At 50.9% G+C, this 13,586-nt stretch carries 11 protein-coding genes; 10 read left to right on the forward strand and 1 reads right to left on the reverse strand.

Features of this window, described 5'->3' with window-relative positions; genetic code table 11:
• Window positions 1-4: 4 nt before the first annotated feature.
• The 6 genes from ABEA66_RS32290 to ABEA66_RS32315 all read left to right on the forward strand — a co-directional run bounded on the left by ABEA66_RS32290 (window position 5) and on the right by ABEA66_RS32315 (window position 8,415).
• A complete protein-coding gene (locus ABEA66_RS32290) occupies window positions 5-1,615 on the forward strand; it encodes a response regulator (protein ID WP_345594069.1) in 1,611 nt (536 codons plus the stop codon).
• 152 nt (window positions 1,616-1,767) lie between these two features.
• On the forward strand, window positions 1,768-3,294 hold the full coding sequence (locus ABEA66_RS32295) for an MFS transporter (protein WP_345594070.1): 1,527 nt from the start codon (window positions 1,768-1,770) through the stop codon (window positions 3,292-3,294).
• A gap of 325 nt (window positions 3,295-3,619) precedes the next feature.
• Window positions 3,620-4,222 carry a TetR/AcrR family transcriptional regulator gene (locus tag ABEA66_RS32300; protein ID WP_345594072.1) on the forward strand — a complete coding sequence of 201 codons (603 nt, stop codon included), beginning with the start codon at window positions 3,620-3,622 and terminating at the stop codon, window positions 4,220-4,222.
• A 47-nt stretch (window positions 4,223-4,269) separates the two neighbouring features.
• A complete protein-coding gene (locus ABEA66_RS32305) occupies window positions 4,270-5,481 on the forward strand; it encodes an HlyD family secretion protein (RefSeq protein WP_345594074.1) in 1,212 nt (403 codons plus the stop codon).
• Window positions 5,462-6,616: an ABC transporter permease gene (locus tag ABEA66_RS32310; RefSeq protein WP_345594075.1), complete on the forward strand. Its 1,155-nt coding sequence runs from the start codon at window positions 5,462-5,464 to the stop codon at window positions 6,614-6,616. The genes ABEA66_RS32305 and ABEA66_RS32310 overlap by 20 nt, the downstream gene beginning before the upstream one ends.
• Complete coding sequence (locus ABEA66_RS32315; RefSeq protein ID WP_345594076.1) at window positions 6,613-8,415, forward strand: hypothetical protein; 1,803 nt, start codon at window positions 6,613-6,615, stop codon at window positions 8,413-8,415. Before ABEA66_RS32310 ends, ABEA66_RS32315 begins: the two co-directional genes overlap by 4 nt.
• Window positions 8,416-8,565: 150 nt before the next feature.
• On the opposite strand, the gene ABEA66_RS32320 is transcribed toward ABEA66_RS32315, so the two are convergent.
• Window positions 8,566-9,327: an IclR family transcriptional regulator gene (locus tag ABEA66_RS32320; RefSeq protein WP_345594079.1), complete on the reverse strand. Its 762-nt coding sequence runs from the start codon at window positions 9,325-9,327 to the stop codon at window positions 8,566-8,568.
• A 299-nt stretch (window positions 9,328-9,626) separates the two neighbouring features.
• Here ABEA66_RS32320 and ABEA66_RS32325 point away from each other — a divergent pair, with 299 nt between their 5' ends.
• From ABEA66_RS32325 to ABEA66_RS32340, 4 genes are read left to right on the forward strand one after another with little or no spacing between them, the layout of a single operon-like run.
• A complete protein-coding gene (locus ABEA66_RS32325; RefSeq protein ID WP_345594081.1) occupies window positions 9,627-10,742 on the forward strand; it encodes an ABC transporter substrate-binding protein in 1,116 nt (371 codons plus the stop codon).
• 10 nt (window positions 10,743-10,752) lie between these two features.
• A complete protein-coding gene (locus ABEA66_RS32330; RefSeq protein ID WP_345594083.1) occupies window positions 10,753-11,877 on the forward strand; it encodes an ABC transporter ATP-binding protein in 1,125 nt (374 codons plus the stop codon).
• Entirely contained in the window at window positions 11,878-12,747 is an 870-nt protein-coding gene (locus ABEA66_RS32335; RefSeq protein ID WP_345594085.1) for an ABC transporter permease, read from the forward strand. It begins immediately after the preceding gene.
• Entirely contained in the window at window positions 12,744-13,547 is an 804-nt protein-coding gene (locus tag ABEA66_RS32340) for an ABC transporter permease (RefSeq protein WP_079912980.1), read from the forward strand. The genes ABEA66_RS32335 and ABEA66_RS32340 overlap by 4 nt, the downstream gene beginning before the upstream one ends.
• Window positions 13,548-13,586: the final 39 nt, after the last annotated feature.

The following is a 13,586-nucleotide window of genomic DNA, read 5'->3' on the forward strand; positions in this document are numbered from 1 at the left end:
GCAAATGTGGAAACTCGTTATAATCGATGACGATCAAATTATACTGAGAGGGCTTACGGGCAGTATTCCTTGGCAGCGGCACGGGATTGAGGTCGCAGCCACCGCAATGGACGGCGAGGAAGGACTGGAGGCGGTAGAGAAGCATCGGCCTCATATCGTCATTACCGACATCCGGATGCCTTTCATGGATGGGCTGGAGTTTACGGAAACGGTTAAGGCTAACTATCCGGATACCAAAATCATCCTGATGACCAGCTACGATGAATTTGAATTCGCCCAAAAGGCACTAAAGCTAAAGGTGTATGACTTTGTACTGAAGCCTGTTGAAAACGATAAGCTGCTGGAAGTCGCCCTGCGTGCCGCGGAGGAGTGGGAGCAGGAGCAGAGCCTCGCAAAGAAAGTGATGGAGGGTATTCCTTTTCTCAAGCAGCGGTTTTACGAGAATTTGCTAAGAGGCAAATACAAGCAGGATGAAATCGAAAATGAGCTGCGCTTCCTGGATCTGAAGCTGGAAGGCAGGGTGTATACGGTTATTTTGCTGATTGCCGATGATTATTTTGAGACCGGCTCCAAAAACCGTTTCGGTCAAGAGCTGCTCAAGTACTGTATCCAGAACGTGGCTACGGAAGTCTTAGCCTCGGAGGCTCATAACGACGGCGGTGTGAACAGCCTGGTGTTTGAGTACATGGAGGACGAAATCGCAATCGTTTACTGCAGTGACGAGGAGGAACAGACCGCGGAGCGGCTGGCGCTCCAGACGGCGGAATTGATCCGGCAACATGTTGAAACGTATTTGAAAACGACGATTACCGTCGGTATCGGCTCGATGACTGCGGAGCTGTCATGTATTGCAGGCGCCTATAGGGAAGCGAAGGCCGCAACGGAATTTCGTCATCTGACCGGAACCAATCAAGTATGGACCTATCGGGATACGCAGATCAAGTCGGAGGAAAGCTCGGTACCGGCCATAGCGGAAGGCTGGGAGGCGAAGCTTGCTTTGAAGTCGAAGCTGGGTCTGGAGCAGGAGGGCCTGCAGATTCTGGAGGCAATCGAACAGGATATCGTAGGGAAGCAGCCGATGACGCTAGAACGACTTCGATTGCTATGTATTGAGATCGTCTTTGTGATCGCCAATGCATTCCAGGATTGGAGCGAGCCCCCTTATGCGAAGGAGGCAGTGGAGGAGATGTTCCAGGAGCTGCATCAGCTGCGTACGGCGAAGGAGATGTTCGAACGGATCCGGGCGTTTCTGGCCGGTATTACGGCAACGGTGAATGATCGTCGAAGCCGTCAGCAGCAGCAGATGGTTGACCAGGCTATCGCCTTTATCCAGCAGCACTACATGCAGGAGGGGTTATCTCTGCAGGATGTAGCCGATCACGTGCATCTCAGCACCAATTACTTAAGCATGATTTTCAAGAAGGAAGCGGGAATTAATTTCAGCGATTTTCTGATGGAAACGCGGATGAAGAATGCTATACGCCTGCTTCGGTCGGAGGAGCTCAAGACTTACGAGGTGGCGCAGCAGGTGGGATACAGCAATCCTCAATATTTTAGCGTTATTTTCAAAAAGTTCACCGGAAAAACCCCCTCGGAATTCAAACAGTCCCGATGATGCATGATTCACCATAATAAGTGAAACAGGTACGTAAAATCTCAAACAATTTGCGGAATATATTTTATTCTTGAAATTGCGGCCCGCTTTTATAATAAGTACATGTCCACTAGACCTGATGACATCACTTTTTGACAAAGAGGGGCTGCAACATGGAAAGAAAAATCGGTTTAAAGCATTCCTTGGCGTACGGCAGCGGCAACCTGCTGGGGAGCGGAGCTCTTGCGGTCAGCGGCGCCTGGCTGCTGTACTTTTATACGACATTCTGCGGATTGTCGGCTATTCAAGCGGCTTCCATTTTCTCGATCGCCAGCATCGTCGATGCGGTGAGCAACCCGATTATGGGCTTTATCAGCGACAATCTGCACCGGACGAAAATCGGACGGAGGTTCGGGCGCCGCAGATTTTTCATTCTGATCGGGATTCCATTAATGATCGTCTACCCGTTAATGTGGGTGAACGGCTTCGGCTACTGGTATTATTTGGTGACGTACATTTTGTTCGAACTGATCTATACGTCGATCATGGTTCCGTACGAATCTTTGGCGGCAGAGATGACCAAGGATTTTGGCGCGCGCTCCAGATTGACCGGCTTTAAAGCGATTTTCGGTAAAATTGCCAACTTCGCCGCCGCGTTCATTCCAGGCCGCTTCATTGCTATGTACGGCAAAGATTCGCCGACTCCATTTTTGTACACAGGGATCGTATTTGCGGTCATTCTGGTGATTGCGATGATCTTCTTGTACAAGTATTCGTGGGAACGTTCCGCGAAGGAAATGGAAGAAGAGCTTAAGAACGAGCCCGAGCTAGGCTTTGTGAATGCGATGAAGAAGCTGTTTATCGATATCACCTCCACCTTCCGGGTCAGAAGCTTCCGCCATCATCTTGGCATGTATCTGGGAGGCTTCTCGGCAGAATGGTTATTCACATCGGCTTTCACGTATTTCATCGTCTTTTCGCTGCACCAAAGCTCCGAGCATGTGTCCAATCTATCGAGCTTCAACTCGGTCATTCAATTGATCGCAACGTATTTATTTATCGGCTACTGCGTGAAAAAAGGGTTCTCTAAACCGTACATTATGGCCATTTCCATCGTGCTGCTCGCGGTGCTCGGCTACTTCGCGATTTACCTGATTCATCCGTCTAACATGACGCTGTGGCTGTATGTCATTACGCTAGTGATGGGCTTCGGTACCGGAGGGGTTTATTACATCCCTTGGAATCAGTATACGTTCATGGCGGATGTGGATGAGGCGTTGACCGGCCGCAGAAGAGAAGGGATTTATGCCGGTGTCATGACGTTTGCCGGTAAAATGGTGAGGGCGGTCGTCGTCTTCCTGCTCGGTTGGGTCTTGCAGCAGTACGGCTTCGTTTCCAAGCAGGCTGTACAGCCGCTGTCGGCAGAGCATGCCATCGTTGGTGTATTGATTGTCGGAACGATTGTACTGGGGATCGCAGGGATTATCGCTTCTGTGATGTTCAAGCTGAATGTAGAATCTCATAAAGTGCTGGTTAAAGAAATTGATCGCCTCAAAGAAGGCGGATCCATGGCGGATGCGGATACCGAATCCCGCGCCGTATTTGAAAAGCTGACCGGCTTCCGGTATGAGCAATGCTGGGGCAACAACAATGTCGGCTATAAAGATAAAACAGGCACCAAGGTCGGGGCGAGCGCGTAGGCCGCACCAGCCTGATGCCATAGAAAAAAAGACTGTCCTTCCGGGATTACGTTCCGGGAGGGCAGTTTTTTTGCAATTTTGCCTGAAACAAAGGGCCCGCTTCGAGGGGGTTCCTCACGCACATTCACAAACCTATTGACAAAAGACCCGGAACGGTTGTATTATCCAGATATAGCTAATTTGAACGTTTGTTCAAAACGATCGTTCAAAACAATTGTTCAACTTCCATCTGGTTATATTATCTAAGGATGGCACAGGTATACATAACACCAATAATTAATCGCAGTTACAAATAACGCGGATGTTCAACAAAGGGAGGAATCACATGAAACAGGACCAGAAGGATGTTAAATTAAAAATTTTGGACGCAGCCAAGAGACTGTTCGCGCGCAAAGGCTTCGACGGAACCACCGTCAGACAAATATGCGATGAGGCCGGGGTGGCCCTGGCGTTAGTATCTTACCATTTCGGCGGCAAAGAAAATGTGTATTACGCTTTGTTCGAAACGTTCACGCCGCAATTCGCGCAGACGACCTATGACCTGAAGGACCCGGAGGCGGACCTGCGAAGCTTTATCGGCGATTTCGTCGAATTTCGGATCGCAGAGCCGGAGCTCATCAATATGCTTCAGCAGGAAGTCATGATGCAGAGTCCGCGGCTGGAGAAGGTCCAGTCCATCGTGTATTCGATATGGATGCAGCTGAGGCTTATTCTGGAAGCCGGACGCAAGATGGGCCGGTTTGATTACGAATCGTTGACGCATACGATGCATTTTGTATTCGGTACGCTGATTTTCTCCAGGGTCAGCCCGTTTCTGGAGCCTGTATTCGCCTCAGATTCGGCACAAGGCAAGGATGAGAGCCTGGAAGCCGTCGTAGGGTATACGACGCGATTTATTTTTAACGGATTGCAGTGCAAGGATCAGTAGACATTCAAGTATAGAGAGAAAAGCATCATGTGGGAGGAGAAAGGAATATGAAACGGAATACAGCGGTAATAGCAGTAGTAGCTTTGGCCATAGCATTGGGCAGCGGAGGCTATATGCTGGCTGCGGAAGGGAAGGATGCGGTGACATTGGCCGCAGGCAAGAAGGCAAGCATCGTCACCGCAGAGCAGGTGAACGTATCCTTCCAAGGAGTCGGCGGCAAGATTATCGATCTGCCGGTTCAGGAAGAGCAGCGGGTTACCAAAGGAACGGTGCTGCTGGCACTCGACCCTACCGATATCGATTTGCAGCTGCAGAAGGCGCAGGCGGATATTGAGGTGACGACCCTGAAGCTCAAGCAGACGGAGGACGGACTTCAAGTTGCCCAGGAAAAGCTGAATAACGCACTGAAGCAAGCCCAAATCGGCGTTGCCCAGGCGCAGACCTCTCAGGAGCAGGTTCATGAGGGGGCTCGTTCGGAGGATATTGAGAGACAGAAGCTCGCGGTTGCAGCGGCGGAGGAATCGTATAATCACGCATTAAAGCTCTACAATCAATTGTTGAATATGGAAGAGACTTATGATAATAATCCATACTCCTACAAGGATCACCGGGATGCTTTGGAAAATGCGCGAAGCCAGTTGGCAACGCTGCAGAACGCGCGTGATCAGCAGAATGCGGTGTTGAACAAAATGCTGAACGGCGCGACGGAGCAGGAGAAGCAGCAGGCAGCGCTGGTTACGGATAAAGCACAGGCTATCCTGGAGCAAAATCAGCTGGGGCAGGAGGATATCAACAACCAGCGGATCGGTCTGGATGCACTGGCCAAGCAGCTGGAGCAGCAAAAAATATTGCTCCAATCACTCCAAATCCAGAAAGAAAGAATGACGTTGAAATCGCCGGTAGACGGTAAAGTGGTCAAGATCGTTCCGAAGGTGGGAGAGAACGTAGGTTCGGGCACACCCGTCATTATCGTGGAAACGGAGAAGCTGTATTTTGATATGTACGTCGATGAGCAGCAGGTAAGCAAGCTCAAGCCGGATATGACGGTACCGGTTCATTTTGCCGCTTTGCCTGATCAAGTCCAAGGGCGCGTGCAATATATTACTGCTGCACCGCAATTTGCAAGCTTAAGAATGAGTCGCGAGAAAGGAACGGCCGATCTCAACACCTTCCAGGTGCGAATCTATGTGGATCGAACAGATAAGCTGCTGCCGGGCATGACTGCGGAGGTGCGTGTTGATGAGATCCCAGCTCGATGAATGGCGTATCGCACTCACCGGCAAATTCGTACCCGCCATACTGATCGCCCCCTTAATCGTAGCGGCATTGTTCGGTTACATGTTCCAGAACAGCCAGATCAATGAGGCGCCGATTGCCGTAGTCGATGAAGATAACAGCATTTACAGCAGGCAGTTCACGGAGAAGGTGAATGCCTCCCAGTACATGCAGGTGACGGATGTATTTCATCAGGCGATGCAGCCTGACACCTTATTGGCGAACGAAAAATACATGGCCGTTATCTATCTGCCCCGGGGGATGGAGCAGCTCCGTTATCAAGGCAAGCAGGTCAATATCGGCGTATTGATCGACAATTCAATGCCCTCTGCGGTAGGGAACCTTCGTAACGGGATTCAGGAGCTTATCACGATTGAAAATACGACCTTGTCCGTAGGCAAGCTGAAGGTTATGGGGTTAAGTGATGAAGCGGCTGCAGGCATCGTAGCGCCGTTATCGATGCAGCAAAGACTGTTGTATAACCCGACATCGGATTTTATAGGCTTCATGGTCATCGGCTTTGTCAATGTAGTCGCGTTGGGGATTACGGCCATAGCAGCGGCATCCATTGTTCCGCGATTAAGAGTGGAAGGGAAGCTTCTGCAGGAGCTGGATCATCCGATTGGACTATGGCTGCGGGTCGTACCTTATGCGGTCATCTCCTGCATCAGTCTCCTGCTCGCCATAGGGCTGTTGAAGCAGCTCGGGGGACTCCGGTTTGCGGGAAGCGCCATAGAATTCATAGTTCCGCTGCTGCTCTACACACTGACCGTATCCTGGATGGGCATGCTTGTCGGATGGTCGGCAGCCGATCCTTCGAAGGTCGCGCTTCGCACCTACGCCATCGTGTATCCCTCCTTCATGCTGTCAGGGGTACAGGTAGCGCCGATTGTTTTCCCTTATCCGATCCAGGTAATCAGTCATATGCTCCCTTTGACCTGGCTGTTCAAATTGTTAAGGGGGATGGGCTACCGTGGCGGCAGTATAGCCTACTTTTCAGCTGAGCTTGGTGTGTTTTTATTGATGATCGGCGTTTTGTCTCTGGGCATCGGGCTGATGATGCTCTGGGAAAACCGCAAGTTGAAATTGAATACGCGATTGGAGGAAGTTGCAGCATGAGAATAAATAAGAAAAAAACGTCCTTATCGATACTTATGAGTGTTTGTTTGATGACAACGGCCCAGGCAGCATGGGCTGACACGGTGGTCCCATCCGCAGTGACGGCAGAAGCGGCAGCGCAGGGTACTAGCATCGTCGCTACGCCTTCTTACAAACTGAACGATAGCTTGAGTGTAGAAATAAAAAGCTTGTTGAATGAATCCTCCTCGGACGGAGTCAAGATTGCCGCCGTAATCCGGATGAAAAGCAGCGCAGGAAAGGTTGTCAAAATTCCGGATTTGGATCTGCGGGCAAGAACGGCGGAAGGCGATGAATATACGCTGCAGGCCAGTGTGTTGAATGTCCACGCGATCCGTCCGAATACGACGGAAGAATTAAACTACTTCGTCACCGTTGACCGGAAAGAAGCGGTAAGCTTGTCTGAGCTTGTCTGGCTGTCTGTCGATTGGTACTCCTTTCCCAAGACCGAGACCGAAGTGCTGACCGTCCCCGTAACGGGTCTTAGCTGGGACGGGCCGTTGTCCCAATTGACGCAGCCTGAGTATGTAAAAGCCTGGGGACAGTCGTTTCAGATTCCTATAATCGATTCTCCTCTGTTCTACACACCGGTAGCTGTAAGCACTGAAAATACGCAGCAGGGAACCATGACCTCCGTCAAGCTGCTGGTGCAGAACCGGTCAGCCAAAAAAGAGACGCTTCCGGAGTTCAGCTTGGACGGCCGGTCTGTTAACGCTTCAGGTACGGACGCTTCCGTCTTCGCCGGCAAAAGGGTAGAGCAGGGCGTCATCTCTCTCGACCCTCAGGAGCAGCGATATATTCACTACGCTATCCCGACCGATAAGAACACGGTGCTGAGCAGCCTGAATCTAGTGACGAATGAGATGTTCAAGCAGCTGGATGCCAAGGGCAATCCGACTGTCATTCCTTATTCCATAGGGAGATTGACCATTACGATGCCGAATGCAGGACAATCGGATATTGCTATTGAAGGATCTCCGTACGAGTACAACACGCCATTCCGATTCGATACGAATACGGATGCGATCGATCCGAATATGGACGTCTCTCTGGTAGAGCTTCATATGCACGAGAATGAAGGGGAAGGCTATCAGACGGTGATAGGGAAGTATAAGCTGACGAACCGCAGCGATCAGCCTCTGCCAATTCCGGTGTTCCAGACCAAATTAATTACCGAAAACGGGCAGACCTATTCGGGCAGCCGTCAAAGCACGACGACGCAGGAGATTATGCCGAATACTTCTTACGTGATCAGCTATTCGTATATCATGCCTTCCGAGCTGAAGGATCAAAATTTCATCCTGAAAATCGTAGATACGAAAACGGCGGCGCCGGTTTCGACAACACTCGGAGCCTATCGGCTGGCCCTTCAGCCGAATTCGCTGAATGAGGAGATGCTGACCTTCTACCCGTTCAAGGTGAAGGTGAATCAATGGCAGCTTTCAGCTAAAGCGAATTTGTCATCGGCGGCAGCGCCTAGTCCGACAACCTATTCCTATAAACTGAAGCTGGATCTCGATATTGAACGTCAGGAGCAGGTCATTGTAGACCAGAACTTCTCGAAGATGTCGCTGGAGCTTGTAGATCCTACCGGACGCCTCTTATCCGTCAAGACGCTAAGCTTTACCGGCATCAACCGGCTTGTCAGCGGAATGCAATTCATTCAGTTCGATAACTTGAAAACGGACGAACAGGAATACCCTCTGACGGTAAACGTCTATGAAACCATCACGACACCAACTGGCGAAGCCAAGCGGCTCGTGGCATCCTTTAAGGAATAAGTGAGAACCCCACTCGAAGTGGGGCCCAGGGTGTGGGGAAACTGGTTTTAAGCGAAGCCTCGGAATTCATATCAAGCTAAAAAAATGACATTCGAACCATTCAGGCTCGGATGTCATTTTTATTATAGCCGGGAAGGGTTTCTTACAGCCTTAACTTCCGCTTTTATAGCCAAGTCCTAAAGAGATGGTACGGGTTGTGTCCAAGACGGCAGCAATCCATTCTTCTTGAGCCGGCACCATGCGGTCGGTTGGGCCAATGGTGCTGATGGAGGCTATCACTTGTCCCGAAGCGTCAAAAATAGGGGCTGCGATGCCGGTCACGCCGACATTGCGGAGGTTGGAGCTCATCTCGTAGCCTTTAGCGCGAATCTGACTCAGTCGTTCCTTGATATCTGCAGGATTCTTCAAGGAATACTGCGTAAAGGTGCGAAGCTCCTCGCTCAATACGCCGTCAATCAAGGATTCCGCCTGAAAGGCGAGAATCGACCTCGAAGCGGAGGTGGCGTAAAGAGGGAATCGGCGGTAGACTTCAATATCAAAGCGTATCGGATATTGCGAATCGATTTTATCAACATAAATGGCATCGGTGCCGTCAATGACGCACAGACACACCAATTCCTTGGTCGTAGAAGCCAGACGGTGCATATGCGGGCGTGCAAACTCCACCATGTTATGGTCCTTGAGCACTTTATTGCCAAGCTCCAGGAGAGTATAGCCCAAGGCATACTGCTTGTTCGACGGATTTTGCCGGATCAGTCCTTCACTTTCCAAAGTAATAAGAAGCTTGTGGACAGCACCCTTGGACAGGCCCAGCCGTTTGCTGAGATCCGTAACCCCCAGCTCTTTGGGCGAATCGAGGAACAGCTTGAGCAAGCGGCAGCTGTTTTTGACGGAAGACAAATACGTTTCCATAGAATTCCTTCTCCCTTTGACAAGTACGAAAATATTGGTATTTTATCACAATCGTTGTCATTTTCCTAGTACAAAAATTGAATATTAACAATTGCGCAAAATTTTAAATCATGCTAGAATTTATCCATGGTTCACATATAGTATACAATGTTCACATATAGTGAACAAGTGGTCGGAACTGTATTTTCAAAAAAATGGTTTTGGAAAGGCGTTTGCTGCAACGGCTGATCGTTCGGGCTGCTGGTCCAGTAAATTCCTATACCATATAATCAGCTATCAAAAAGGGAGGATCTACATCAATGAAGAAAAAGACAATCTCTGTATTATCCGCCGTCGTTCTATTAGGCAGCGTATTGGCGGGCTGCGGCTCCTCGACGGATAAAGCGGCGAAGCCCGCTCCGGCGGCAGAAGGAAAAGCGGGCGATGGCGCATTAACCCCGGAAAAGCAGCTGGTAGTGGCAGGTAATGGCGCAACGGTTGAGCAGTTGATGAAAGACGAGATTTTCAAGAAATTCAACGAAAAATATCCTGATGTGAAGCTGACCTACGTATCGGGCGTTTCCACCGAGATTGTCGCTAAAGCGAAAGCGCAGAAAGCGTCTCCACAAATGGACGTTACGATTATTGAGGGCGGGGAGCAGGAAGCAGGCCGTGTAGAGGGGCTATGGGACACGCTGAACGACAAGGACATTCCTAGCATGAAGAAAGTGATCGAGGATCTGAAAACGAAGGACAACAGCGGGGTCGCCGTTAACTTTACTCCGATGGGCATTTCGTATAACGAGGCCATGGTGAAAGAGAAGAACCTGCCGGTTCCAACATCCTGGAATGACCTGGCTCGTCCCGAAATGAAAGGAAACCTGACTATTTCCGAGATTTCGAGCAACTTCGGACGTTCTACCCTCATTATGCTGGCTTACGCCAACGGCGGGAACGAGAAAAATATGGATGCAGGCTTTGCCAAAATGAAAACGATCGCAAGCTACATGCCTACCTTTGCCAAGAGTGCGGCTCAGCTGCAGCAAAACCTGCAAAACAAGAGTGCAGCCTACACCACCTGGACCATGGCGCGCAGCCTTGTGCAGAAGGATGCGGGAATGGAGCTGAAATTCGTCGTTCCTAAAGAGGGCGCGAACCTGGTGCCTAACGTAGCAACGATCGTCAAAGGCGCGAAAAACCCGAATGCAGCGAAGCTGTTCGTAGAATTCCTGCTGTCGGATGAAGTTCAGAAAATGTATGCCAGCAAGCTGTACTATAACCCTGCGACGAATGTGAAGCTGCCGGATGATACGGCGAAGCTGCTTGATTTTGACCGCAGCAAGGTCGTGAAGTTTGATCTGGAAACCGTAGGCGCCAAGACACCGGAATGGATTGACCGCTTCAACAAAGAGATTGCACCCAATGTAGGAAAATAGGTGAGAGAACGTGGCAAAAACTTACGATGTAGAGCTTCATGGGATACGCAAAACGTTTGGTTCGAATATAGTTGTTGATAACTTTGATTTGCAAATCGAGCAGGGAGAATGCATCTCCTTTCTCGGCCCGTCCGGGTGCGGTAAGACGACGACCCTGAACATGATCGCGGGATTCCTCGATCCGGATCAGGGTGAGCTGATCGTCAAAGGCAAACGGATGAACGGCGTCCCGGCTAACAAAAGGGATCTGGGAATGGTGTTTCAGACTTATTCGCTGTTCCCTCATATGACCGTTGCCGATAATGTAGCTTACGGTTTGGAGCTCCGCAAGGTGCCGAAAGCTGAGATCGCTTCCAGAGTCGCCCGCGTACTGGAGCTGGTGAAGCTGCCCCATGTAGCGGACCGTTATCCGAAGCAGCTGTCCGGCGGCCAGCGCCAACGTATCGCAATAGCGCGGGCGCTCGTTACGGAGCCGTCGCTGCTGCTTCTGGATGAGCCTCTCAGCAACCTGGATGCCAAGCTGAGAGAAGAGCTCAGGGATGAACTGAAGCGGCTTCACCAAGAAACGGGAGTGACGACGATTTTCGTTACCCACGATCAAGAGGAAGCGCTGTATTTATCCGATCGCATCGTCGTGCTGGATCACGGGAAGGTCGAGCAGATCGGCACCCCTTGGGAAATCTACAACGAGCCGGCAAGCGAGTTCGTTCATACGTTTATCGGCAAATCGAACCGGATGACCGGGAAAGTAACCGGCTTCTCGGATAACAAGCTTGTTCTGGAAGCGGGTGTCTCCGGCGGAGCCTTTGAGCTGAAGGCGAACCCGAGAGGGAGAAGCTTTACGGCTGGAAATGCCGTATCGATCTATATCCGTCCGGAGAAGCTCATGCTGGCCATGGATGACGAAGCTTCCGCCGATCTTCAACGGACTTCGGGATATGCCCATGGGGAAGCAACCGTTAAGCAGCTGTCCTTCCTGGGCTCCTTCGTAGAGTGTGAGGTAGCTCTGGGCAGCGAGACCTTGATGGTCCGCATACAATCGGCTGCTCAGCAGGGCAAGCTTCAACCGGGACAGCGGGTAGTGCTGTACTGGAATCCGGAGGACGTATTCGTCTTTCCCGGAAAGGAGCGATAAATGATGGCGGGATCATCTGCTCCATCTAAGGGATCGCTTCGTTCGGCGCTCCTGCTGCTGGCACCGGGACTTATCGTGCTTCTGGGTGCGTTCCTGCTCCCGATGCTGTATATCTTTTTGCAGAGCGTTCAGGATGAGCATCAGCAGTTCACATTGAAAAACTACTTATTATTCGTCCAGGACCCGTATTATATCGGGGTGTTATGGAGGACGATCCGGCTCAGCCTGTACACCGTTATCGTCTCTCTGCTATTGGCTTATCCGGTTGCCATGTTTATGGCAAGAACCAGCGGAAGGCTGCGGGGGATCGTCACCTTTCTTATCATTTCCCCGCATTTGATCAGCGTCGTCATCCGGAATTTCGGATGGGTCGTCATTCTGGGAGAAAAGGGCTGGATTAACACGACGCTGCTGCAGCTCGGAATCATCGATAAGCCGCTCCGTCTGCTCTACAATGAGCTGGGTGTCGTAATCGGCTTGACGGATTCGTTCGTCGTCTACATGGTGCTGTCGATTGCAACAAGCTTGTACGCCATCGATTCCTCGCTGTATAAAGCGTCCGGGATCCTGGGTGCTTCGCGGATGCGCTCCTTCTTCACGATCACGCTTCCGCTCAGCTTGCCGGGGATGATCGCGGGAATTACGCTCGTGTTCAGCCTATCGATGAGTGCATTCGTCACTCCGGCTTTGATGGGGGGAACGGCCGTTAAGGTGCTGCCGGTCATCGCCTATGAGAAAATTATGGCTACGTTGAACTGGCCGCTTGGTGCTGCCTTATCCTTCCTGCTGCTGGCATCGACGTACGCGCTGGTCACGCTGTTCACCAGAATCATCGAAACGAAACGGTATAAAGAGGTGTTCTCATCATGATGCGGCGATTTCCATTGTTAGGCCTTATAACGTTCCTCGTGGTTTTGTTCGTCATTTCGCCGCTTCTGGTCGTTATACCGGTTTCGCTTACTTCCAAGAATGTATTGTCGTTTCCACCGCAGGGATTTTCGTTCAAATGGTATGCGAAAATTGCCGACAGGCCTGAATTTATCGATGCCTTCATCTTCAGCCTGGAGCTTGCAGCCATTACAGCCGTGCTGGCTACCCTGGTGGGAATACTGGGCGCTCTCGCGATCCATAAATACCATTTCCGGGGCAAAAAGTTCATCCACGCGCTGATGCTGTCCCCTTTAACGATTCCTTCGTTAATTATAGGGATTGCGGCGCTGTTGTTCTTTACCCGCATCGCCATTGCGGGAACGTTCTGGGGACTGCTGGCCACGCATGTACTGATCTCGGTTCCGTTCGTTATCCGGCTGACCTTGACAGGACTCAGCGCATACGATTACACGCTGGAAAGGGCGGCCTATATTCTGGGAGCCAAGCCCGGGCAAGTGTTCCGGGATATTACGCTCCCGCTGCTGAAGCCGGCGCTGATCTCGGGGTTTATCTTCTCGTTCCTGACCTCGTTCGATAACGTAACGGTGTCCTTGTTCCTGGTATCCCCGCAGATGACGACGCTGCCCCTGGCAATTTTCAGCTATATGCAGGAAACCCTGGACCCGTTGGTGGCCTCGATTTCCTCGGTCGTTATTTTGTTAAGCCTGGTATTTATTTTGATCCTCGAATTTGTGTATGGGTTGGACCGGCTGTTCGGCTCCAATTCCCAGGCGCACTAACCGAGGTCTGGAGGATTTAAGGAAAGGTTATGGAGAGCG

This window comes from Paenibacillus vulneris, assembly GCF_039543185.1.
In the GTDB taxonomy this organism is placed as follows: Bacteria; Bacillota; Bacilli; order Paenibacillales; family NBRC-103111; genus Paenibacillus_S; species Paenibacillus_S vulneris.